Source organism: Psychrosphaera sp. F3M07 (genome assembly GCF_018860345.1).
GTDB lineage: Bacteria > Pseudomonadota > Gammaproteobacteria > Enterobacterales > Alteromonadaceae > Psychrosphaera > Psychrosphaera aquimarina.
This window is the reverse complement of the sequence record NZ_JAHKPJ010000015.1, coordinates 1-23,933: the sequence shown is the minus strand read 5'-3', so window position 1 is coordinate 23,933 and position 23,933 is coordinate 1. Positions and strand designations below refer to the sequence as shown.

Annotated in this window: 21 protein-coding genes and 1 pseudogene; 9 read left to right on the top strand and 13 right to left on the bottom strand. The window is 38.0% G+C overall.

Annotated elements, in window-relative coordinates:
• Positions 1-448: 448 nt before the first annotated feature.
• The 3 genes and pseudogenes from KO505_RS06735 to KO505_RS06725 all read right to left on the bottom strand — a co-directional run.
• Positions 449-745: a hypothetical protein gene (locus tag KO505_RS06735; RefSeq protein WP_216054688.1), complete on the bottom strand. Its 297-nt coding sequence runs from the start codon at positions 743-745 to the stop codon at positions 449-451.
• Positions 746-1,721: 976 nt separating this feature from the next.
• Entirely contained in the window at positions 1,722-2,834 is a 1,113-nt protein-coding gene (locus tag KO505_RS06730; RefSeq protein ID WP_371819969.1) for a PilT/PilU family type 4a pilus ATPase, read from the bottom strand.
• 103 nt (positions 2,835-2,937) lie between these two features.
• Positions 2,938-3,975 (bottom strand): annotated as a pseudogene (locus KO505_RS06725) (type IV pilus twitching motility protein PilT); the annotation flags it as partial.
• A gap of 32 nt (positions 3,976-4,007) precedes the next feature.
• Here KO505_RS06725 and KO505_RS06720 point away from each other — a divergent pair.
• From KO505_RS06720 to KO505_RS06705, 4 genes are all read left to right on the top strand, one after another.
• Entirely contained in the window at positions 4,008-4,727 is a 720-nt protein-coding gene (locus KO505_RS06720) for a YggS family pyridoxal phosphate-dependent enzyme (protein WP_252731683.1), read from the top strand.
• A 23-nt stretch (positions 4,728-4,750) separates the two neighbouring features.
• Entirely contained in the window at positions 4,751-5,596 is an 846-nt protein-coding gene (gene proC / locus KO505_RS06715) for a pyrroline-5-carboxylate reductase (protein ID WP_216054685.1), read from the top strand.
• An 86-nt stretch (positions 5,597-5,682) separates the two neighbouring features.
• The gene (locus tag KO505_RS06710; protein ID WP_216054684.1) at positions 5,683-6,225 is read left to right on the top strand and encodes a YggT family protein; all 543 of its coding nucleotides are present in this window, start codon (positions 5,683-5,685) and stop codon (positions 6,223-6,225) included.
• A gap of 12 nt (positions 6,226-6,237) precedes the next feature.
• Positions 6,238-6,663 (top strand): DUF4426 domain-containing protein, encoded by a 426-nt coding sequence (locus tag KO505_RS06705; RefSeq protein WP_216054683.1) that lies wholly within the window; start codon positions 6,238-6,240, stop codon positions 6,661-6,663.
• A 35-nt stretch (positions 6,664-6,698) separates the two neighbouring features.
• Here KO505_RS06705 and KO505_RS06700 read toward each other — a convergent pair whose 3' ends face one another.
• The 3 genes from KO505_RS06700 to KO505_RS06690 form a co-directional block, all read right to left on the bottom strand.
• Positions 6,699-8,408, bottom strand: a complete 1,710-nt coding sequence (locus tag KO505_RS06700) for a bifunctional diguanylate cyclase/phosphodiesterase (protein ID WP_216054682.1) — start codon at positions 8,406-8,408, stop codon at positions 6,699-6,701.
• A gap of 389 nt (positions 8,409-8,797) precedes the next feature.
• A complete protein-coding gene (locus KO505_RS06695; protein ID WP_216054681.1) occupies positions 8,798-9,160 on the bottom strand; it encodes a glutaredoxin domain-containing protein in 363 nt (120 codons plus the stop codon).
• 111 nt (positions 9,161-9,271) lie between these two features.
• Positions 9,272-10,180 carry a LysR family transcriptional regulator gene (locus KO505_RS06690; RefSeq protein ID WP_216054680.1) on the bottom strand — a complete coding sequence of 303 codons (909 nt, stop codon included), beginning with the start codon at positions 10,178-10,180 and terminating at the stop codon, positions 9,272-9,274.
• Positions 10,181-10,289: 109 nt separating this feature from the next.
• On the opposite strand from KO505_RS06690, the gene KO505_RS06685 reads away from it, so the two are divergent.
• Positions 10,290-11,003, top strand: a complete 714-nt coding sequence (locus tag KO505_RS06685; RefSeq protein ID WP_216054679.1) for a CPBP family intramembrane glutamic endopeptidase — start codon at positions 10,290-10,292, stop codon at positions 11,001-11,003.
• Here the strand turns inward: KO505_RS06685 and KO505_RS06680 are convergent.
• The 3 genes from KO505_RS06680 to KO505_RS06670 are packed head-to-tail and all read right to left on the bottom strand — an operon-like array spanning position 10,981 to position 15,227.
• Entirely contained in the window at positions 10,981-11,697 is a 717-nt protein-coding gene (locus KO505_RS06680; protein WP_216054678.1) for an alpha/beta fold hydrolase, read from the bottom strand. The genes KO505_RS06685 and KO505_RS06680 overlap by 23 nt on opposite strands.
• Before the next feature lie 55 nt (positions 11,698-11,752).
• The gene (locus tag KO505_RS06675; protein WP_216054677.1) at positions 11,753-14,422 is read right to left on the bottom strand and encodes an ABC transporter permease; all 2,670 of its coding nucleotides are present in this window, start codon (positions 14,420-14,422) and stop codon (positions 11,753-11,755) included.
• A complete protein-coding gene (locus KO505_RS06670; RefSeq protein ID WP_216054676.1) occupies positions 14,412-15,227 on the bottom strand; it encodes an ABC transporter ATP-binding protein in 816 nt (271 codons plus the stop codon). The genes KO505_RS06675 and KO505_RS06670 overlap by 11 nt, the downstream gene beginning before the upstream one ends.
• A 19-nt stretch (positions 15,228-15,246) precedes the next feature.
• Between KO505_RS06670 and KO505_RS06665 the strand changes: the two genes are divergently transcribed.
• The gene (locus KO505_RS06665; RefSeq protein ID WP_252731682.1) at positions 15,247-15,966 is read left to right on the top strand and encodes an arylesterase; all 720 of its coding nucleotides are present in this window, start codon (positions 15,247-15,249) and stop codon (positions 15,964-15,966) included.
• Here KO505_RS06665 and KO505_RS06660 read toward each other — a convergent pair whose 3' ends face one another.
• Complete coding sequence (locus KO505_RS06660) at positions 15,967-16,809, bottom strand: sulfurtransferase (RefSeq protein ID WP_216054675.1); 843 nt, start codon at positions 16,807-16,809, stop codon at positions 15,967-15,969.
• Positions 16,806-17,519 carry an ABC transporter substrate-binding protein gene (locus KO505_RS06655; protein WP_216054674.1) on the bottom strand — a complete coding sequence of 238 codons (714 nt, stop codon included), beginning with the start codon at positions 17,517-17,519 and terminating at the stop codon, positions 16,806-16,808. The genes KO505_RS06660 and KO505_RS06655 overlap by 4 nt, the downstream gene beginning before the upstream one ends.
• A gap of 333 nt (positions 17,520-17,852) precedes the next feature.
• Between KO505_RS06655 and KO505_RS06650 the strand changes: the two genes are divergently transcribed.
• On the top strand, positions 17,853-19,769 hold the full coding sequence (locus KO505_RS06650) for a TonB-dependent siderophore receptor (RefSeq protein WP_216054673.1): 1,917 nt from the start codon (positions 17,853-17,855) through the stop codon (positions 19,767-19,769).
• A gap of 94 nt (positions 19,770-19,863) precedes the next feature.
• Here the strand turns inward: KO505_RS06650 and KO505_RS06645 are convergent, their stop codons facing one another.
• The gene (locus tag KO505_RS06645; protein WP_216054672.1) at positions 19,864-20,523 is read right to left on the bottom strand and encodes an NADPH-dependent FMN reductase; all 660 of its coding nucleotides are present in this window, start codon (positions 20,521-20,523) and stop codon (positions 19,864-19,866) included.
• 392 nt (positions 20,524-20,915) lie between these two features.
• Here KO505_RS06645 and KO505_RS06640 point away from each other — a divergent pair, with 392 nt between their 5' ends.
• Positions 20,916-21,581 carry a glutathione S-transferase gene (locus KO505_RS06640; RefSeq protein WP_216054671.1) on the top strand — a complete coding sequence of 222 codons (666 nt, stop codon included), beginning with the start codon at positions 20,916-20,918 and terminating at the stop codon, positions 21,579-21,581.
• Between the two features lie 229 nt (positions 21,582-21,810).
• On the top strand, positions 21,811-22,815 hold the full coding sequence (locus KO505_RS06635; RefSeq protein WP_216054670.1) for a Gfo/Idh/MocA family protein: 1,005 nt from the start codon (positions 21,811-21,813) through the stop codon (positions 22,813-22,815).
• 268 nt (positions 22,816-23,083) lie between these two features.
• Here the strand turns inward: KO505_RS06635 and KO505_RS06630 are convergent, their stop codons facing one another.
• Positions 23,084-23,578: an arsinothricin resistance N-acetyltransferase ArsN1 family B gene (locus tag KO505_RS06630; protein WP_216054669.1), complete on the bottom strand. Its 495-nt coding sequence runs from the start codon at positions 23,576-23,578 to the stop codon at positions 23,084-23,086.
• Positions 23,579-23,933 lie beyond the last annotated feature (355 nt).

Sequence of the window (23,933 nt, the reverse complement as noted above, 5' to 3'; positions counted from 1 at the left end):
TATAACGCCCCTAATAAGAGGCTGATAAATGCTTGGCTATAATGTGAAGCGAAGCGGAACCGAGCCAAGCTTTAACAGTCCCATGCTTTATTGCCTTGTTATATAAACTGGCTAAGGTTTTAAACTTAATTTACAAGCCTTTACCGAAGTTAGCAAGCTAAGAGAGCTAGCAACCTTTACCCACCGCAAACGTAAACCTGAACGTGGATATTACTGAACTTACGTAATTGTTTGCTTTGAAAAGCCGTACTTGCAACAACACCCAGACCAAAAGAATGCAACGAAAGGAATAGGGGATTTAACGCCTTGGTACGTAGCTATTTTTACTGGAATTAGTTGCGGTATATAACGCCTTACTAATGGGCGCATAAATGCTTGGCTAAAATTAGCGACGAAGGAGCACAAGCCAAGCGTTTTGCGTCCTTTTGAGTAACTTGTTAGCAGTACATTAGTCGCCGACAAAAATTACGTTTTTACCATTGCTTTCAGCTGACTCCAAAACAGAGATAAACTCTGAAAATAGAGCCGCACTTTTACCGTACTGTGGAGCAACAGAGTTAAGTATATCTATTAAATTTTGAAGCCCTGATGAGAATTTGGTATCGGAATATTGATCTATGACTAAGCCTGTTTTAGCTTTAAATATCTCGAACGCTTCATTAAATAATGACCATTTTTCAGAATCAATTGCGTAAATCCATTCCTTTGGTTGGCCATTTTCCAGTATGTGTAAATCTAGTGCCATATTTCCTGTACTGCTAACGCTTATTATCGAGCATTTCGTATATGTAATTGCTCAATTCTTTATTAATTCATGTTACTGCCAGACATTACCAATTGATTTTATTAGCTATTTTCAATAAATTTATTTCATAAATTGCTAAATAATCAAAAACAAAACGAGCCTGACTTTAACGCGACTTTTTCACTTCCTATTAAAAACTAAATGAATGCTATTTTCCATTGTTTAATTAATAACTTAGTTAGTTACTGAAAAACAAAGTGAGACTTGAGTATTTATTTAATAGGAAGGGGTTATTAATAAAAAAGCATCGCGTCAGTTTTCGCAAATATTAAAATTAAAATACGGACTGTTAATCTCGTTTTTGCTTTTGCTTTTGCTTTTGCTTTTGCTTTATAAGTCCCACTTTAAAATATCTGTATTAAATATAACTTTTCTCAAATCGAGAGGGCATGGATGCCCGATTGAGGAAAGTATTCAGGGACGAATGTTTTTCCGTATTTGATGATAAAAGTTAATATTCAATACAATTAGATATTTGGTGACGGGCGGCCTTTTGGCCTACCTTTTTGGCTGTTGAAAAAGGTATGGTCGCCGAAGGTGAAATAGTCTTTTAATCTTTGAAAATATAAAAAGCCGCCTACCTTTTTTGGCTGTTGAAAAAGGTAACTCGCCGAGGGCCGAAACGGCTGTAGCCACGAGTGTCGAGTCACGAGCTTTGAGTAAAAACAAAAAGCCGCACGCCTTTGGGTCTGATGAAAAAGATATTGTCGAGTACATGGATGTACTCGCTTAGGTTGTGTCGGGAACTGACAACCTGCCACTTCATGGATGTACTCGCTTAGGTTGTGTCGGGAACTGACAACCTGCCACTTCATGGATGAAGGGATGCCATCAATAGAGGGATGTATTATTGATGGCCGCCGAGGGGGAAAAGGCTGTAGCCACGAGTCATGAGCTTTGAGTAAAATACCAAAAACTACAACCCATCAACTGTCACTCCAGATAACAAGCTACTTGGTGCTTTATCTTTAGAGTCCAATTTAATCATTAATCTGAGATCATTTGGCGCATCAGCATGATGTATCGCATCGTCATAACTTATCTTGCCTGCGGTATATAAATCATATAATGCCAAATCAAAGGTTTGCATACCTAACTCTCTAGACTTAGCCATGGTTTCCTTAATTCCTGAAATATCACCTCTTTTTATCAACTCCGCTATCATAGGGGAGGATAATAAAATCTCAATTGCTGCTACGCGCCCATTGCCATCAACGGTTGGTATTAATTGCTGTGCAACAATGGCTTTTAAGTTAAGGGCTAATTCATATTTAAGTTTATCTTGTTGTTCTTTTGGCACTAAATGCATGATCCTATCAATGGCCTGATTAGCATTATTTGCATGTAATGTAGCGACACACAAATGGCCAGTTTCAGCAAAAGACAATGCATATTCCATTATTTCTTGTGAGCGTATTTCCCCAATTAATATAACATCTGGAGCTTGGCGTAATGAGGTTTTTAATGCCGAGTCAAACGATGGGGTATCTAATCCCACTTCTCTTTGGGTAACAATGCAATTTCTGTGTTCATGGACAAATTCAATTGGGTCTTCAATCGTTAATATATGACCTTTTGAATTTTCATTACGATAACCTAACAGTGCAGCTAAGCTGGTTGATTTACCGGTTCCTGTGCCACCGACAAATAACACTAAACCACGTTTGGTCATGATCACGTCTTTTAGCGTTTGTGGTAAACCCAAATCATCCGGATCTGGAATTTCTGTCACTATTCGACGGACAACCATACCTACTTTATCACGTTGCCAAAAAGCCGATACACGAAAACGTCCTGATTCATTTGCAACCGCAAAATTACACTCACGGTCTAGCTCAAATTCTGCTTTTTGTTTTTCTGACATGCAAGACAATACCAGTTGTTTAGCATCATCTGCTGATAACTTGTCACCAACTAAAGGCACTAGTTCACCATTTAACTTAACACTCACTGGCAAACCTGCCGTAACAAATAAATCAGACGCTTGCTTGGCAACCATTTGACCAAAAATATCACTCATGTTACTCATCATTTATCCTTTGACTGTTTATTAGTTAAAAACCACTTCCAAAATCACTTGAAGGTGGCGTTTGTGGTGGTGTGCTCACTGGCGGTGGTGTGGACGTGGAACCGCCACCAAATGCTTTTTTATCAACGGCTTTACTGGCAGCTTCATCGTTAGATATTAATCCTTTGCCTTTTAATTCCGTTAAACACTGATCAAGAGTTTGCATTCCGTAACTCGCACCAGTTTGGATAGAAGAGTACATTTGTGCCACTTTATCTTCTCTGATCAAGTTACGAATAGCAGGAATGCCTATCATAATTTCATGTGCAGCAACCCGTCCCCCACCTTGTTTTTTACATAAGGTTTGAGATATTACTGCCTGTAATGATTCCGACAACATGGAACGCACCATAGACTTCTCATCGCCTGGGAATACGTCAATGATTCGGTCAATGGTTTTAGGTGCTGAGGTGGTATGCAATGTACCAAATACCAAATGTCCAGTTTCTGCAGCGGTCATGGCTAATCGGATGGTTTCTAAGTCACGTAGTTCACCCACTAAAATTACATCTGGATCTTCACGTAACGCCGAACGCAATGCGTTAGAAAAACTTAACGTGTCTCTGTGCACTTCACGTTGGCTAATAAGGCTTTGTTTGCTTTTGTGTACAAATTCTATTGGGTCTTCAATGGTCAAAATATGATCGTGTCGACTGGCATTGATATAATCAATCATAGCGGCAAGCGTTGTTGATTTACCTGACCCCGTTGGTCCTGTAACTAAAACTAGCCCTCTCGGCTTATTTGAAATTTCTTTAAAGATATTAGGTGCGCCAAGCTGATCCAGTGTTAAAACTTCTGATGGGATAGTTCTGAATACCGCAGCTGCGCCACGTTCGGTATTAAACACATTAACACGGAAACGAGCTAAATCTGGCACTTCAAAGGAAAAGTCGGTTTCTAAGTTTTCTTCGTATTCTTTCCTTTGTTTATCGTTCATAATGTCATAAATAAGTGACTGAACTTGTTTTGCATCTAACTCAGGTATGTTGATCCTTCTAACATCGCCATCAACTCTGATCATGGGTGGTGTTGCAGCTGACAAATGTAAATCTGATGCATTATGTTGCACACTAAAAGCGAGTAATTCAGTAATATCCATAAATGTAACCTAGGTAAGTTAAAGACAATTTTATGTCGGAAAACAAAGATATAAATACCATAGCAAATCAATTGTTAAACGCCCAAGACAATATTAACAATGTCGCAACTAAATTTAATCGAAACACCAATTCGATTGTTTTGATGGCGGTGAGTAAAACAAAACCAATTGCAGATATTGAAGCCGCTTACGCTGCAGGACAACGTGTTTTTGGTGAAAATTACGCACAAGAGTTATTTGATAAACAACAAACATTAAGTCATCTTAAAGACATACAGTGGCATTACATTGGACCAATCCAGAGTAATAAAACCAAAATCATTAGCCAAAGTGCAGATTGGATAGATAGTGTCGATCGGTTAAAAATAATTAAACGTATCGATCAACACGCCAAAGCGTTAAACAAGACGATAAACCTGTTAATCCAAGTGAATATTTCAAACTCACCACAAAAGTCAGGTGTCAGTTTAGACCAGGTAAATGAGTTGGCAGAGTCCATTAATGAGTTAAAACATGTTAGTTTAAGGGGGCTGATGGCTATCCCTGACAATTATGAACCAAATGCCGATGGTCAAAGACCACAATTAAAGGCTGAATTTAATTTAATGTTCACTTGTTATTCACAGTTGCAGCAGCAATATCCTAGTGTAGATACGCTCTCTTTGGGTATGAGCGGCGACTTAGACACTGCTATTGAATGTGGGTCTACTATGGTGAGATTAGGCACAGCAATATTTGGTAAGCGAAAATAAATAAACGTAACTAAAGGAAATAAATGACAAATAATAAGCAGTTAACATACGCATTTATCGGCGCAGGCAACATGTCTGGCGCTATTCTCGGTGGCATGGTTAATAGTGGCATTAACCCAGACAATATTATTGCGACCAACAGAACCGTTGAAAAACAACAAGCGCTTAAGCAAAAGTTTGGCATTAAAACTGACTTAGATAATAAGTCTGCCATTACCCAAGCTGATGTGATCATTCTTGGTGTTAAACCACAAATGATGTTGGCTATGTTAGCCGACTTAGTGCAACAAGGTATCGATTTTAGCCAAAAGCTTATTATTACTGTTGCGGCTGGTTTAACTGTTAACCGTTATACTGACATTATCGGTAACGTTCGAATTATTCGTTGCATGCCAAACACCCCTTCTTTAGTTGGCTTAGGTGTTTCAGGTTTATTTTGTGGCACAGATGAAGGTTCATTTTCAGCTGACGTTATCCAACAGGATAAAGAGGTTACGTCTACTATGTTTGATGCCGTTGGCAAAACAGTATGGTTAGAACAAGAGTCTCAAATTGATGACATAGCGGCAGTGTCAGGTTCGGGCCCAGCTTATTTCTTCTTATTTATGCAGCATATGGCTGACAAAGCTGTTCAATTGGGCTTTGATCAAGACACGGCCAATACCATTGTATTACAAACTGCGCTAGGCTCTGCTGAAATGGCCGCTCAAAGTCCTGACAGCTTTGAACAATTAAGAGTTAATGTTACTTCTCCAGGAGGTTCTACCGCTGAAGCGATAAGAACTTTTAACGAAAATAATTTAGACGACATTGTGGCATCCGCATTAGACGCAGCAGTGTCTAGAGCGAAAGAAATGAGTAAACTTTAAATATAGGTAAGTCAGTGTTACCGCATATAACGCGTCAACACTGAAATTTAGCTTTAAACTTAAATTGAACTGGAAATAGACACGTTATGCAAGCAACTCAATTTTTAATATCCACCCTATTTGATCTCTATATGATGGTCGTTATTTTACGAATTTGGTTACAACTGACCCGCGCTGATTTTTATAATCCAGTTAGCCAATTTGTTGTAAAAGCAACCAATCCGATATTAGTCCCACTTAGAAGAATAATCCCAGGGTTTGCCGGGGTTGATTGGGCTGGGATTGTATTATTATTGTTAGTTGGCTTTGCTAAAGTTGCCCTATTACAAGTGTTATATGGCGCCAGTTTTCCAGTTGTGCAAATTTTAGTTGCCAGTAGCATCTCTATCGTTAAAGAAGTGTTAAACCTTATCTTCTGGGTAATGTTAATCCGCGTAATTTTGAGCTGGATAAGTCAAGGTTACAATCCAATAGAAGCATTGTTACATCAGTTAACAGAACCAATGTTAAATCCGATTAGACGTTTATTACCGGATATGGGCGGGTTTGACCTTAGCATTATGGTGTTTTTGATTGGATTGAAGTTTGTCGAAATCTTGTTCCAAGACTTGTTACGTTCTTTTATATAAAAGGCACTCAATATGACTTTATTAAAACACATAGTTTTTATATTAATACTGTTCTCGTTTAACAGTAATGCTGAGCAAAAGTTCACTAAAGGGAATTGGGATATTCATTATATTGCTTTCCCTAGCTCTTTTATTCAGCCAGAAATTGCCAAGCAATACCAACTGCAACGCAGTAAGTACTTGTCAATTATCAATATTTCGGTGTTAGATAATACCAACGACGACAAAGCTCAAAATGTCTACGTGTCTGGTAAAGCTGAAACGTTATTAGGGCAAAGCAGCGAATTGGATTTTGTAAAAGTGACCGAAGGCGAAGCCACTTATTATCTCGCTCAATTAAACTATCACGACCGCGAAGTCTATAAGTTTACAATTGATATTCAACAAGGCGAAAGAACCGAAACCATAAACTTCACTCAGATGTTTTATGTCGATTAGATAAAAGAAAACCAGATAGCCAAAACCTATCTGGTTTACTTGTTATATTCCGCAGCAAACACTTCAAATTGTTCCGCAAATATAGGCTTAGACCAATAATATCCTTGCCCTATTTCACACTGTAATTGTTGTAAAACACGCACGGTTTTTTGATCTTCAACTCCTTCAGCTATATTTTGAATCTCCAAGCCATGAGACATTTGAACTATCGCCTTTACTAAGGTTTTGTTTTTTGGATTGGTGACTAAATCACTGATAAACGATCGGTCTATTTTTAAGTATTCAATATCAAACGCTTTTAAATAACCTAAATTAGAATAACCAGTACCAAAATCATCAATTGAAAGGTGCACACCAAGATCATGTAAGTTTTTAAGTGTCGATTTTAATTCATCACTATTATCAATTAACAGAGACTCCGTCATTTCTAACTCTAAAGATGAAGCATTTAACTGATATTCGCTTAACGTTTTTTCTACTTTTGTATAAAAGTCTTTTTTAGCGAACTGTTTTGACGATACGTTTACCGCCATTGTAAAATCAGAATACCCACTGTTAAGCCACTGCTTACATTGTCTACACGCAGCACTTAGCACCCAATCCCCAATCTCAATAATTAAACCGGATTTTTCAGCTTGGGGAATAAATTCGTCTGGATAAATTAGCCCTTTTTCAGGATGTTGCCAGCGGATTAACGCTTCAGCACCAATAATTTTATTGTTTTGAATATCAATTTTAGGTTGGTAAGTTAAAACCAGTTCGTCTTGTACGATGGCCTTGCGCAGATCAGAAACAACACTTATATACTCATGACCATGAATGTTCATTTCTTTATTATAAAAATGGAAACTATTGCCACCTTGAGATTTGGAATAATACATAGCCGCGTCGGCATGTTTTAATAAGGTATCAAAATCTTCACCATCCGTAGCTGTGGTACTAATACCTATTGAACAGCCGCATATAAATTCATTACTCAGATAATAAAATGGCTTACTTATCTGTTCGATGATCTGTTGCGCTAAACTCGCCACATATTCTTCAGATTCAGTGGACTCAACAATCACTACAAATTCATCTCCAATGTAACGACAAACTGAATCCCGAGTTTGCAGCAATTGAAACATACGCTGTGATAACTCAATTAATAATGCATCGCCAGCTTGATGTCCAAGTGCATCATTAATTACTTTAAAATTATCTAAATCTAAAAACATTAAATAAATATTCTTACTGCTGTCCGTGTTAGATCTTGCTTTAGCAAATAACTCTTTTGCCATTATTTTATTGGGTAAACCCGTTAATAAGTCATGATGTAATAAGTTTTCTATTTCTTGTTTTGATTTAATAACATTGGAATTTTCGATGTTAAGTTTATTCACTAACTCGCGGAAGTCCTCAACCATTATCCATATGATATAGCTGATGAGATATATGGTAATTAAAACTAAAAATGTATTGCCTAACGAAATTGTCGAACTGGAATTTATATACCATGATTGGCTATTGACTAGACCGTTTAAGCCAATAGACGCAGAGATAACTACGAGTAAGTTAATAAATAATGACTTATCCCCTACCATAGCAGCCATGATCAATATACAGGGATAGGCAAGTACACTTTCGTCATACAAGCCGCCATGTCGCCACATAAATTGGGTTACTAATATGGTGAGAACATAAAGTAGAATTGTCGCGGCTTGTGTAATTTTATTGTTTTTGGCTAGATGGTAAACCGGTATCAATAAAAGACCCGCGATTAATACTAATCCACACTGGAGATATTGTTGTAAAAATATCCGATGAAAAAAGATAATAGCTAACGTCAGCTCAACAGCCCAAAATATTTGAATAAGACGTTTGGTTTGGAAATATTGATGGCTGTCTATATTTTTTTGGATGTTAATAAGGTGCTCCTACTACAAAATCATCGAACATTTAACATTAGCAATTAATAAATTAGCGTTTTATAAATTAGCTCAACGTAAGTGTAGATTGAAACCTTGATATGTAAAGTAGCGATATTGATTTCTAGTTAATTATTAGTTACTTAAACTGGAAATTAAATAATTAGCAAATAACACATTTGTGAAATTTGCTAATAAACCTACTTTCACTGCGTTGATTATCTTTATTAACAGAACTCTTGCTCTAAGTAATTGATAATATCAGATGATTCGTACATCCATTGCACCTCACCTGAGTCTTTTTCGATACGTAAACAAGGGACTTTTAATTGACCACCACCATTGACTAACTCTTGGCGACTCTGCTCATTGCGTTTTGCGTCATGAGTGGCAATTTTTAACGAATTACGTTTCATACTACGGCGTACTTTTACACAGAAAGGACACGCTTTGTATTGATACAGGGCTAATTTCTGTGTTTTTTTATCTATTTCAGTTTGAACCTTAGCCTCTCGTTTTACACCTCTAGGTGTAGTTATCCAATCTAAAAATAAAATCAATGCGCCTAGTATTACTCTTATAATTTTCATTAAACTCTCTGTCTTTTACTAATTAAATCATCAAAATAGACTGATTAAGAATGCTGCATTATACCTGCGTTTTAACAGTTTAAAACACTTAACTGACGATTCTGTGAATGATCACCAGAACTGTCGCTTTGATAAAAAGAAGTCGATAAAGGCTCTAATTTTTACCTGTTCAATTTTAGCGTGTTGGTAATAGATATATATCTCTGCCGACGATAACCAATGTTCTTCTAAAACAGGGATTAACTGCTTTTTGGCTAGGTAATCTTTAATGTCATGGTTATCGACCAAAGCATTTATTAACCCCAATCCCTGCACTGCAAAATTAGATTGGTTACTCACAGTTAATATTGGCGCGTCCACTTCAACCACATCCATTCCTGTGGGATCTGATTTGGATTTTATAACCAATATGTTATTAGGGTTAGATTGTGGGTGGCCTATCATTTTATGCCCTCTTAACTCATCAATATTTTTAGGCATGCCATGTTTTTTTAAGTAGTCAGGGGAGGCAAAAATACCCAACTGAGCTTGCCATAAAGAACGACGTTTAAGTGACGGGGACTGAATGCCTAAATACTCACCTATTCCCCAATAAATATCATGGTGGTGTTGGTTGAGATCCAAAGGCGATTCATTTACTTCAAACACCAATTTTATATCTGGATATAACCGCTGAAACTCACCAACCCAAGGAAAGATAGTTTCTTCATAAGTTTGTACATCTTGCGCCACCACTTTTATCGTGCCTTCTAAATATCCTTTTCTGGAATCTAACCAAATATCTAGCGCATCATGTTGCGCTAATATTTCTTTAGCACGCAATAAGAAGTTTTCGCCAAATTCGGTCAATTTAATGATACGGGTGGTTCGAATAAATAACGGCTCTTGTAAGCGAGATTCTAATTGTGAGATCTGTTTACTTATCGCCATGGTACTTTGTTGTTGTTCTTTGGCTGCAAGTGTAAAACTCTTGTATTTAGCAACCAATACAAAAGCGATTAACGATTCGGTTTTAAACATAACGGCAACTGTAAACTTTAAGTTTATTATTAATAAAATTATATACTATATTTTTATTAATGTATTAACACTATGATGTTCATACCTTAACTATTACAAGCAGATCATAATGAAATATTTAGAATACATCTTAATGTCCTATTTTATCCTGTATCCCTTATACATTTTGTTCAGCCATAAAGCCGAGAAACAAAGAGTAGTCAATCAACAAGAGTCGAGAGTCAGTGTGTATTGCAAAACCATGTTATACCTATGGGTTCCATTGGGCATATTGATGGTTTTAGTGGTAAACACTGAATTAACACTGCATGACTTAGGTTTAAGATGGCAATGGAATATGACCAATAACATAGGTTTATTTTGTTTAGTTTTATTAGGTGGTTACTTTTTAGCGTCATTAAAGTCGTTGCAAAACAATCCTGATGAACACGCTAAGATAAAGCCACAATATGAGTTTATTCGTTGGTTTTTGCCCGTCACAAAAACAGAGTCCAACTACTTTATATTCGGTTTAGCCGTAACGGCGGGCATTTGTGAGGAGTTGTTATTTAGAGGGTACATCATCCATTTGTTAGATAAAGATTTACCTATCTACGCTGCCGTCATTCTTTCCTGTGTATTATTTGGATTAGGACATATTTATCAAGGCATGGTGCATGTAGTTAGAACCGCAGTGCTAGGTTTAGTTATGGCGATTATCTATCTGGTGACGGATTCGATTATCATCCCAATCGTGCTGCATATCATGATTGATATGTATGGTGGTGCTGTTGCATTTATGATTTTTTCTGATAACAAAACTAAAGAACTGAGCACAAACTAATACCACCAAATGTTTGTTCCATAAGCTGTGCTAATGCTTCTGGTTTTTCTAATGGCAACATATGCCCGTTGCCATTAGAAACAACCAAACGGCAATGCGTGTTGCTATCTGCTAACTGTTGTAACCAAGCTAGATTAATTAACGGGTCTTGCTCACTATAATAAAACGTTATTTCATTTTTAAACTGGGATAACGGCTCTAGAAGATCGTCCCTTTCAGTTGTATACGTCATTTGACTTACCAACTCATCAACACCTAACTCTGAATCCATCTGTTTAATGGTGTTTATATGTTCTAACTCGTCATTATTAGAGTCTAACAATTGTGATGCTCGTTGATGACTGACACCTTTGTACTTATTGGTTGACACAAAATTGAGCAGTTGTTGACGTTGAGTTACTTCTTGATAGCTTAAACGGCATGGACTATTACCGACCACCAGAAGCTGTTTAATTCTGTGCGGATACTTAACGGCAAAATAAGACGCTATATAACCCCCAAGTGAAAAACCCAACAAACACACCTTATCTTCAATTAAATATGAATTTAACCACTGGGCTATCTGCCTAATGTCTTTATTGGCCGGTATTGGAATATGAATAAACTCAAAATTCGCTTCAGCACAAGCAATGAGCTTGTGCCAAAGCCTTTGATTACACATAGTACCAGGTAGTAGATATACCTTAGTTTTCATTACGTTTCTTAACTCGGCGGGTTCATTCATCCGATTAACCGTGTGTTATAAGTGATTAACTTAATTGGCGAATTAACTCGTTTGGCGTCATTTTTAATAATGAACGAGTACTTAACGTGCCCACCAACGCAACAAATACGGCACCTGATATTGGGCCAATTAGCCAAAGTTCAGGATGCGGTACCCAGTCCATATCAAACATAAGTGATTGCAATAAATATAAACTGACTTCAGCCACTAACGCGGCGATTATACCGGCGATCGCCCCTAAACTCAGGAACTCAAAAGTAATGGCATTTTGGATCATTGACCCTTTAGCGCCTAAAGTTCGATAAATAACGGTTTCTTTACGGCGTTCATCCAGCGAGCTTTGAACTTGTGCTAATAACACTAATGTGGCGGCCATCACGACAACAAGCAAAACAAAGCTGATTGAAACTGACACTTGCTCGATTACTTGTTGAATCTCATTGATCATTGCCTCTACATCAATGATGCTCAAGGTCGGGAACTGTTTAACTAATTGATTGACCCACAATTTGTCTTCTTTAGATAAATAGAAAGCCGATATATAGGTCGCAGGAAAATCCGCCACCACGTCATTGCTGAAGATCATAAAGAAATTAGGTTGGAAACTGTTCCAATTCACATCACGGATACTGGTAACATTCACTTCCACTTCTCTTGCGCCAATCAAGAAACCTAACTTGTCACCGAGTTTAATTTCCATGCGCTCAGCAACGCCTTTTTCTACCGATACCTGGTTTAACACACCTTCTGTCATCCATTCGCCTTCTAACAAGGTATTGTTTTCAGGGAATAACTCAGTAAAGGTTAAATTGAGCTCTCGTCCAATGCCCTTTCGTCCCTCTGATTCAGAACCTTCCTCTTCATCACTGGCGCGGTTTTCGGCTTTTGTTTGTGCATTGTTGGCTTTCTCTTCTCCATCCGTCAGCTTAGCACCTGACTTATCTTTATCTCTGTCGTTTTGCAGCAATACTTCATCGTTGATGGTCGTGAGACGACCACGAATAATTGGATAAAACTGCTCTAGCACTATGTCCTTCTGCTCAAACTCTTGTTTGACTTGTTCCAGTTCGTGTTGTGCAATATTTATAACAAAGTGATTTGGCGTACCTTCTGGTAACTGCTGCTGCCATTCTTTTATGATTGAGTTTTCCAGTGAATATAAAATAAGAATTAACATAATGGCCAAGGTAAAGCCGATTAACTGTGAAGTGTTTTCACTGGCTCGCCTTTTTAACGACGCTAATGCAATTTTTATCGCACTACCACCAACACTAGAACCAACCTTACGACTAAGTCTGATCATTATGTTAGAAACCACCAGTATAACCGCAACCAGTACTGCCCCTGCTCCCATAACAATAGCGGTTAACCTCAAATTTTGGCTGTAAATCAACACCAACAAAATAGTCGTGATCGCCATGATAATTTTAGCCATGATAGAAGTTGCAAAATTATCACCTAAATTTCTACGAAGCACTCTAAGTGGCGGTACTGAAAATAACTTTAACAAAGAAGGAATGGAGAACATTAACGCACAAACTGCGCCTGTAGCGATGGCAATTAATAGTGGTTTAAAGCCAACTGGCGGTAAGTCTTTCGGTAATTGACCGGCCATTGCTTCTACAGCAACACCTTGTATTAAAGAGCCGATAATGATGCCAACTAAAACACTGAATATAGTGATCAACACCAATTGAAATAGGTAGACAACGCGAACCTGTTGAACGCTTGCCCCTAAGGTTTTAAAGATAGCAATAGAATCAAAGTGTCTTTGGCTATAAAGTCGTGTGGCAACCGCAACCGCCGTTGCCGCCAATAATAAGCCCAATACACCGGCTAACATCAAAAAGCTTTCCGCACGTTGTAACGCATTAGACATGGCGGTTTCACCATCTTTAACATCTCTAATTTCTTGATTTGGTTTTAATTGCGGTTCTAACCACTGTACAAGTTCATCAAGTTGACCGGCTTCACCTGCAAACAAGTCACGATAAAATATTCGGCTGCCTGGTTGGATCACATTGGTAGCTGGTACGTCGCCAATATTCATGATCAATCGAGTGCCTGAGTCAAATACTTGAAAAGGGGCATCCGGTTCAGATTCAATTATACCGGTAACATTTAACGCAAGTTCACCCACTTCTACAACCGGTGGTGTGTCTGACGACAACATAGCATCATCTAAAGACAGGGCATAAAACAATCTTTTACTTAACCAAGCTTCACCTTGTTTAGGTCCCTTTTTAGTGACACTTTGGTTAGTCACTAAGTCTTGCGATATAAATAATTCCCCTCGTAATGGGTAAGTTTCTGTCACCGCTTTAACAACGGCAATATTCATTTCGTCTCCGGCAAATGCCATGGACGAAAAATAAATGTGTTTGTCAGTTTGTAGCCCTAATTCATTGGCTTTTTCTATAACGATATTATCGATAGGATGTGAACTTTGCAGATCTCTATCGGCGGCAATAAAGGCAGCACTTTTACTCATGATGGCTTGTTCAACCCGATCCGTCACACTGCTTAATGCCATGACGGACGACACGGCAAGAATGATAGACAGCGCAATGATGGTTAACTCACCTCGGCCTAACTCTCTAACAAATAAACGCCACGCTATTTTTAACCAAGTAAAAAAGGCACCGGATGAGTCTGTTGTATTAATTTGTTTGGCTAATTGTGAATTAGAATGCATTGGAAATCGCCTCAGCAACTTGAACATCTAATGATTTATCTGTGTTATTAGAGGTTGAACTGTCACCACCTTCATTAATGACCGCTGGTTTTTCCACTAAGTGACCGTTGGTTAGTAACACTCTGCGTTGACATCGCTTAGCAAGTTCTAAGTCATGTGTGACTAATACCAATGTTGTGTTGGCTTTTTCATTTAACTCAAACAATAGATCTTCAACTAACTTACCGTTTTCTGTGTCTAAGTTTGCTGATGGTTCATCAGCAAATAACAGTTTAGGGTTAGTGATAAAGGCACGAGCAATAGCAACTCGTTGTTGTTCACCACCTGACAATTGATTTGGAAAATGATCCAAACGGTGTGACAAACCAACTTTATCTAACCATTGCTCAGCTTTAACTTTTGCGTTATTTCTAAGTTCCGGATCATCTGACAATTCAGCCGGCAACATCACATTTTCTAACGCCGTTAAACTTGGCACTAATAAAAACTGCTGAAAAATAAAACCTACTTCCGTACGTCTAATTTGCGCTCTTTGTTCTTCATTTAAGGTATTAATTTGTTTTTCATAAAAATGGACTTCACCAGTAGTAGGTAAGTCTAAACCAGCCAATATACCTAATAAAGTGGATTTACCTGATCCCGACGCACCGACAATTGCAATTGACTCGCCGTCTTGAATAGTTAACTCTATGTCGTTTAAAATGCTTAATTGCTTTTCATCACTGGATGAAGATGGGGCCGATGGCAAGGAAACTTGTTTTGATACATTGGTGGCAACTAAAGCGGATATTCGACTTTGACTCATAACTAGGCTCTCTAAATTTATGTATACAGTTCTTAACAATAATTGGTTTGACCCAACAAATGTAATAAGTTCATTAAGTGGCTCTTCTGATTACAAAAATACTCGAATTAAAACTTTTATAAAGGCTTTAATTGTTACATTTTTAATATTTACTTGTTTTAGTACGTTAGCTAAACCAACAAAGATCATGATCTATGGCGATAGCATTAGCGCAGGTTATGGCATGACCTTGCCTGAAAGTTGGCCTAACTTACTAAATGAAACCTTTAAATCCGAGCAAAAATCCATAACCATCATTAACGAAAGCATTAGTGGTGAAACCACAGGTGGTGGTTTAGCTCGTATAGAAAACGTATTAAAACGTCATCAACTTACGTCTAACGATTGGATTATTATTGAACTTGGTGGCAACGATGGTTTAAGAGGTTTTCCTATTAAGACCATCAAACAAAACTTGTCAGGAATGATAGAAGCGGCACAGTACAAAGGGATCAACGTGGCATTAATGCAAATTAAAATCCCGCCTAATTATGGGTTCCGCTACACTCAGTTATTTGAAAGTAATTACCAACAATTATCAGAGCAGTTTAAGTTACCCTTAATGCCGTTTTTCATGGAACAAATAGCGTCAAAACCTCAATACATGCAACGTGATAATCTTCACCCTAACATTGATGCACAAGTCATAATTAGAGACATCATGCGTCCAGAAATTGAAAAGCTATTAGAAAATAAGTAATTATTTCCCTGTTGCTATTGGGAGTTGTTCATCGGCTCCCCATTCACTCCAAGAGCCGTCATATACTCTCAAGTTTTTATATCCCAAATTATAAAATACGAACAGAGGTATACAAGCCGTCACACCCGAACCACAACTAAATACCAATTGCTGATCAGGATTAATACCCAAAGACTGTATTGTTTGAGCCAACGTTTCTGGTGAACAGAATTGATTGCCATTTAATAAACGAGTAAAAGGCAGATTAATTGAATTGGGGATATGCCCAGAACGCATTCCCGCTCTTGGCTCTGTATCAGCCCCCGTAAAACGACCTTCTGAGCGTGCATCAATAATCGAAACCTGTCTATTATCAATGTTATCTAATATAAAATCTGCATCACAAAATGCCGTTTGTACCAGTTCACCACAAAAGTTACCGTGGCCATTTGGCGTTGCATACCAATTCTCAGTGACAAAGCCCGCGGCTAACCAAGCTGGTAATCCCCCATCGAGGATTTTGACATTTTTATGACCCATCACATGAAACATGTACCAAGCACGTGCTGAAGAAAATATGCCTTTATTGTCATAAACAACAATCGTTGAATCGTTATTTATCCCCAATAATTGAGCTTGACGATTAAACTCTGTTTGATGCGGCATCATGTTCGGTAATCTGTTGTGTTTATCCACAAATACGTTTTCAAAATCGAATATGAGTGCGTCTGGGATCACGGTATTTGATGCGGAAACATCACTATGTACTGAATGATGCATGCTGGCATCTAGTACAATAATGCCTTTGTCCTGTTTATGAGTATTTAACCAATCAACAGTGACTAGGTTTGATAATAAGGTCATTTGCTTTTGTCTATAACCGCTGGGAATAGTTTGGATTTTAACTCTTTTGACATGGATTTATTCACAGCCAAATAAGCCACCGTTTCTAAGTCATCTAAAGGAAAGTATTTAGAAAAAAGATTCAGCTCAATCTTTTCTCCATTAATAGTTGGCACATAGGTAATGTCTTCAACAATAAAATCGACTTTGCCATTTTTAACTAAACGCCATGAGTCCACGATGGAGTTAGTTAAAATAATATTCTTATTTTCAATAAAGCCTTTTTCTAACAAATAATCATGGGAAAAGTCATTACGTTGCACCGCAATCGTAAATGACTTGGCTTGTTCTAAGTTACGAATATTTAAGTCTGTTCTATGTCCAAGGCCGACTAAATAAGGTTTAAACTCATAAACAGGAATTAACCAATCAAATATCTTCTCGCGTTTGGGTGTTTTTGCAATCCCGTAAATCATCATATCGGTTTTACTAGATGCTAATTTATACGCCCGTGCCCAAGGGTACATTTGAATGTCATAGTTAATGTTTTTGCTATCTAAATACTGTTTCACTTTTTCAGTGGCGAATCCACCAATATGATTATCATTGATAGTTTGATATGGAGGCGATAATTCGGTAACAACGATGATTTTATCCGATGCATTACAGTTAAATGAGATAGAAAAAGAGAGCCCTATTAGGATCAATATTATTATTTTTATTTTTTTCATACCGCTAACAACGAGCTCCTTTTACATTGACCTAAGTTTATATCAAACAATTAGGGCAATTAACAATCTAAACCCTTAAATTTTAAAAGTATATTTCTAACCAAGAACCTAGACGCATATATCATTTACCTATGATAAATGGATGACAAGCTGTCTCAGTTATATAAAATTTTAACAGTTACTATATAATCCCCCAAAATTGTAAAAATGAACGTTAACCAAGGGTTAATGTTTATCATAAAGATTAATTAAGTCCATATTTTACCCTTATTTGTTAAAGCGCTTATTTACATCGACTGTGACATACTCAAATTTCTAAACAGAGAAAATTAAATGACCCGAATAGTACAAGTTAGTTTACCGATTTTATTGTGTGGTGTATCAAGCTTTTCAATTGCATCTGATGATGCCAATGCCGTTAATCTTCAAAAAACAAAACAATCAGACTCCATAAACAGCATTGAAAAAATTACCGTTGAATCTTCAGCAACCGCCAATAAAAAACCAGTAGGCACCTTTGATGCTCCGGTATCAAATTTAGAATATGATCCTCGGGTTGATTTACAGTCGCGCAACATGGCTGAAGCACAGGCCGATGTCACTATCCGTGGTGGTATTTTCGAAAACACCGGATTTAGGGTGGGCAGTGCTACCTTATTTGATCCACAGACGGGCCATTATTTTTCAGAAATACCTATTGCTCCCCAAATGTTAAGCGGCCCCAATATCCTTACTGGTGCCGATAACGCTTTATTTGGCATGAACAGCTCTGTGGGAACGGTTGACTTTGGTTGGAAACCTATTTACACAGCAGGCAGTGTATCGATTGGTTTAGGTAATAACGGTTTTAACTTACAAAGTGTGCATGCAGCATACAGTAAGCCACTTGATGGTGTTAATGACTGGACGCTGGGTTATGAAGGTGAGATATCCCAATCACAAAGTGACGGTACAATAGAAAATGGCGATCACGACTTTGAGCGTATTTCTGGCCGAGTGCAATTATCCAATTCAAACTCACAGACCGATATATTCTTTGGCTCTCAAGATAAGTTTTTTGGCTGGCCTAATATGTATACGCCATTTCATGTCAATGAAACTGAAGACTTAAGTGCTCAGTTGTTTATGCTTAATCATAAACAAACCTATTCTTTAACTGAAGGTGGAACTGAAAGCGCATTTGAAGTTACGGCATACACTCGTAACCTTAAAGATCATTATGTATTTTCTCGCGAAGCCCCTGAGGCTTTTCAGGCGTTCCATGAAACCGACGTTACATCTATCGCTTTGTCAGGCCGTCATGCACAAAGTAATGTATTGGCATGGAATTACTCAGCCCAATATATAGAAGACTCTATTGAGTCAACGACACTTGAAAACAGCTTCACTTCACGTAAGTACTACAAGATAAGTGTACTGCCGGAATATAATATGCCATTAGCAGAAAACGAAACGTTAACCTTACGTCTTGGTGCTGCTTTTGATGATACCAACCGTGATGACTCTGACGTATCTGTTATTAGTGATGTTACTTGGAATAAACTCGAAAGTGACGGCGCTTCTAAAACCCTTTATTTCTCGTACGCCGAAGCAAGCCAAGTGGCAGGTTACACCGCCATTGGTGGTAGCGAAACAGGCGGGTTATTTAGAAGTAATCGTCAACTTAAACGTGAAAGTACCAAGAACACAGAGTTAGGTTTTGCATTAGAGCAAGATTGTTGGACTGTAGATGCGGCAATATTTTATCGTCAAGATAATGGCTTAACCGACTGGACTTACAATTATAATTCGACCACGGCTCGTTCAGCAAACCCTGTTGATATAGATAGTGTTGGTTTAGAGTTATTGACCACTCATCAACTGGACAGTGCTAAAGTCATTACTAGTTACACCTTTTTGAAAAAATCAGAAGACTATTATCAAGCCCTTGGGGGTGACAACATAGACGCGAGTTTTTACGCATTAAATTATCCAGATCACCGTGTAACATTAGGTGCTATTTGGAATCCTATGGATATGCTTGAAGTTCGTGTTGATAATGAATGGCGTCAACAACAAGAAAACGCATTACGTAACGGTGATGACGATGCATTTTTCACTCACCTAACGTTTACATACACCCCAACTCAGATTGATGGTTTAAGCATTACTCTTGCTGCGGATAACCTTTGGAATGAATCGTTTGAAGAGATCCCTGGAACACCTGGACGCGGCCAACAGTACACAATAAGTGCGACCTATAACTGGTAAACCTCTCACCAGTGAAAACTAACAATGCACGCCTTGATTGCCGCGCCCCCTTGTTTAAAATAATAAACGTAAACAAAGATCCGCGGCAATCTAATCAAGGGGTATTTCGCTGTGAAGGCGCCGACGTAAAGTTTGTAATTAATGTGTGAGGGTCAACTTCATTTCTTTGTTTTTTAGTCGCATCAGCCCACCAGATCAACTGTTTGATTGTTCTAGCAAAGTAATCAAACCAAGATGATTGATCTTCACCATTCTGTACATCACCATTTTCAATAAACACATCTTGAGCCTTAGGCACATGTATCATTGCCGAAACAGGCAAACAGCCTAACTCTGATAAAAATGAACGCATGCCAATAGCAGCCCGCAAACCGCCCCACTGCCCAGCTGAATAAGTAACAATCGCACTTGGTTTATAAGCAAATAACGAACTACCAAAGTGATTTAACAAATTCGCCAACGCTGGACTCATTGAATGGTTATATTCAGGACTCACCATAATGTAAGCATCTGCGGAATCTATTTTCTGCGCTAAATTATTAAGCTCAACCGGCGCTTTGCTTTTGGCATACGCAAAGTGAGGTTTAAATACAGGTTCCAATTGATAATCCAAAGCATCTATCAACTCGATGTCATGTTCGCCATATCGACTTTGCAAACAAGCAATAATCGCTTTTGTCACCCTTTCTCCTAACCGAGCAGGACTTGGCGGCGTACTATTACGCACACTACCCAAAAAAACTAAAAATTTCATATCCTTCTCCGAACGATACTGACTAACAGAGTAACCACTGTAAATGTAGGTGTATTTACAATCAACTTAAAACAGCTTTAAGCTTTAAGCTTTAAGCCGTAAGATTTAAGCGGTAAGTAAAATCAAGAGCCAAGAGAGCAGTAATCTTGAAGGCTTTAAGGATTGAAGGAAAAGAATATCAAGCCAAGTATCTAGTTCGCTTTTGATTAGATTTTAAAGATGGGTGTCTCTTTTATATTAAATTTAAAATATGCATGTCTCTTTTATGGATAAACAAGATATCATGAGTCAAAAGGTATGTTTAATTTCGTCAGTTACCATTTGTGCCACCAGAACATCAATTAAACCTAATACCATCAACAATCTTTCGTATTTCAGAAAAAGGACTAAGTATGATCACAGTACATCATTTAAATAATTCACGTTCTCAACGTATTTTATGGTTATTAGAAGAGCTAAGGCTTGAGTATGAAATAAAAGAATACCAACGAGACCCTAAAACTTCAGCCGCACCGGTGTCACTAAAAGCGATTCATCCATTAGGAAAGTCACCTGTCATCACTGACGGTAACTTAACCATTGCAGAATCAGGGGCGATCATTGAATATCTGTTAGACAGTTACGACTCAGAAAATCGTTTACGTCCAACAACTGGGCAAGCGTTATTAGACTACCGCTACTGGTTACATTTTGCAGAAGGTTCATTAATGCCATTATTAGTGATGAAGCTAGTTATGATGAAAATGCCAAAAAATCCAATGCCATTTTTTATAAAGCCCATAGCCAAAACGTTAAGCCAGAAAATACAGGATATGTTCATCACCCCTCGCCTAACACCACAAATAGAACTGATAGAAAAAACACTTGCCGATAACATCTGGTTAACCGGCAATGAGTTAACCGGCGCAGACATCCAAATGAGCTTTCCAATTCAAGCGTCAAGCAACCGTATGGATTTAACCGCTTTTCCCAATATAGCTCGTTATCTCAAACAAATAGAAGCTATTCCAGCCTATCAAAAAGCAGTAGAACGCGGTGGCGTTTTTCAAACTTTATAAGGGTAGCTGGAAGCTTGGAAGCAGCTGTAAGTCATAAGCCGTAAGCTTGAAGGCTTAAAACCGGAAGCAAAAATAGAAAAACAAAGCGAACTATCTAGTTCGCTTTTTTTATTAAGTTTAAAAATCAAAGTGATCTGAACCCCCTATTGATTCAACCTTATTGATTCCAAGCTTGTTTACAGAGTTAAGATTGTATACCTTTGCAACTAGTCAACAAGAGGACAAGGCAATGAGCGTAGGATTTGCAATTATTGGTTCAAACTTTATTACCGATACCTTTATCAAGGGACTACAGCAATGCAGCGAAGCAAATTTAGTAGGTATTTATTCTCGCGATCCAGCAAAAGCTCAAGCCAAGTTTACTCAACATTACGGCCAGCCAGATGCCGGTATCTCGTTTGGTAGCCTTGAAGCGTTATGCGCTTGCTCAGATGTAGACGCAGTCTATATTGCTTCGCCAAACAGCTTACACTTTGCTCAAAGCAAACAATGTCTACTCGCGGGTAAACACGTATTGTTGGAAAAACCCGCCTGCAGTAATCAGGCGCAACTCAGTGAACTCATTGAACATGCCAACCAGCAAAAGAAATTATTGGCTCAAGGTATTTTGGCCTTTAGCTCGCCTATTTATGATCGCTTCAAAGAATGTGTAAACAAACTTGGTAAAATTGAGCGCTACCACGGCGAATACTGCCAACGTAGCTCTCGCCTAGATTTATTATTAAAGGGCGAACTACCTAATACCTTTAATCCCGAATTCTCAAACGGTGCATTAATGGATTTAGGCATTTATCCACTAGCACCTATGGTTGCCCTATTTGGATTACCTACGAAGCTACAGGCACAAGGCAAGCTGCTAAGCACCGGCGTTGATGGCATGGGGGAAATACAATTTGACTACCCAGATATGCTTGCCAGTATAGCCTATTCCAAAATCACCCTGGGGCAAAACATCATTGAGATCCAAGGGGAAAATGGCAGATTAACCGTTCACTCAAGCTCACTCTTTGAACGGCTTGAGCTTGAGTTAATCACAGGGGAAAATACCAGCATCGAGGGAGTGGATCATGTAGGTGCCATGCGATCGCAAATTGTGGCGTTTTGCCAAGACGTGCAATCAGGGACCTTGCTACCATGTAAAGTCAGCCATCAAATAAGCCTCGCGATTCAACAACTACTGGATGCCACACGTAAGCAACTTGGCGTGATATATCCACAGGATCTGGAAAATTAATATATTAGTATCTAGGCAAAAATAGCTTTAAGGCATTAAGCAAGAATACAGCAAACCAAGAAGTTCGATTTTTTATTAGGTTTAAAGTGATTGTCTCTTTTATATCAGCTGGAAGCTGTAAGTGGTAAGTAAAAGCAAGATCAAAAAGAACAGTTGGAAGTACTAATTTTAAGGGTTTAAGGGTTTAAGGGTTTTAAAGGTGGGTGGCACTTTTATTTTTGGTTGGCTTATTATTTGGTTTTAAAGGTGGGTGGTACTTTTATTTTTGTTAGGCTTTTAATACGCCTTGCCAATAACCCACATCTTGCCATTGTTCAAATTTAAAGCCTACCTCTTTAAAGTGAGCCACTTTTTCTAAGCCAAATTTCTCATGAAGAGCGACACTCGCCGGATTAGGCAATGTAATCCCGCCAATCACGGAATGAATTGAACGCGATTTCAACTCTGAGAATAAAGCATCATAAAGCTGTGAACCTACGCCGTTACCTATAAATGTTGGCGCTAAATAAACAGTAACTTCGACAGAAAAGCGATAAGCAAAGCGCTCTCTCCATTTAGTAGCATAAGCATACCCAATTAATTTCCCTGAAGCATCTTCAGCTATTAACCAAGGTAAACCATCGGATTGAACTTTAGATATACGACTGAGAATATCCTCAGAACGGATCATCTCTGTTTCGAATGTAACCACAGTATCTGAAATATAATGATTATATATTTCAGCAATAGAAGCTGCATCCTTAGCAACGGCATTACGAATCACAAAACCTCCTGAAAGGTAATTAATAAGATAACATTGCCACCCACTTTAAATTAAACTTAAACAATTTGTAAATTTAAAATAAAGTGTAGATTTTAAATTGACGTTTAATTTGAAATATTGAGTGTAATTGTACGCTTTTACTCGTCTTTTTGGCTTGGTTTAACTTTTGGGTTGAATGCTAGATATGCACTTATCTCAGTGGATTCTGATTTGATATTTTGTCTTTTTGGTTAATTTTTTACAGGCTTTTTTGGAGGTTAAGCTAGCAATCTTCTACAACTCGATAAGTTTGGTCGTCGTTTTAGTTGTAAGTTCTCACTGAAGTTTTGTAATACCTGCTCATTACCTACTGCAC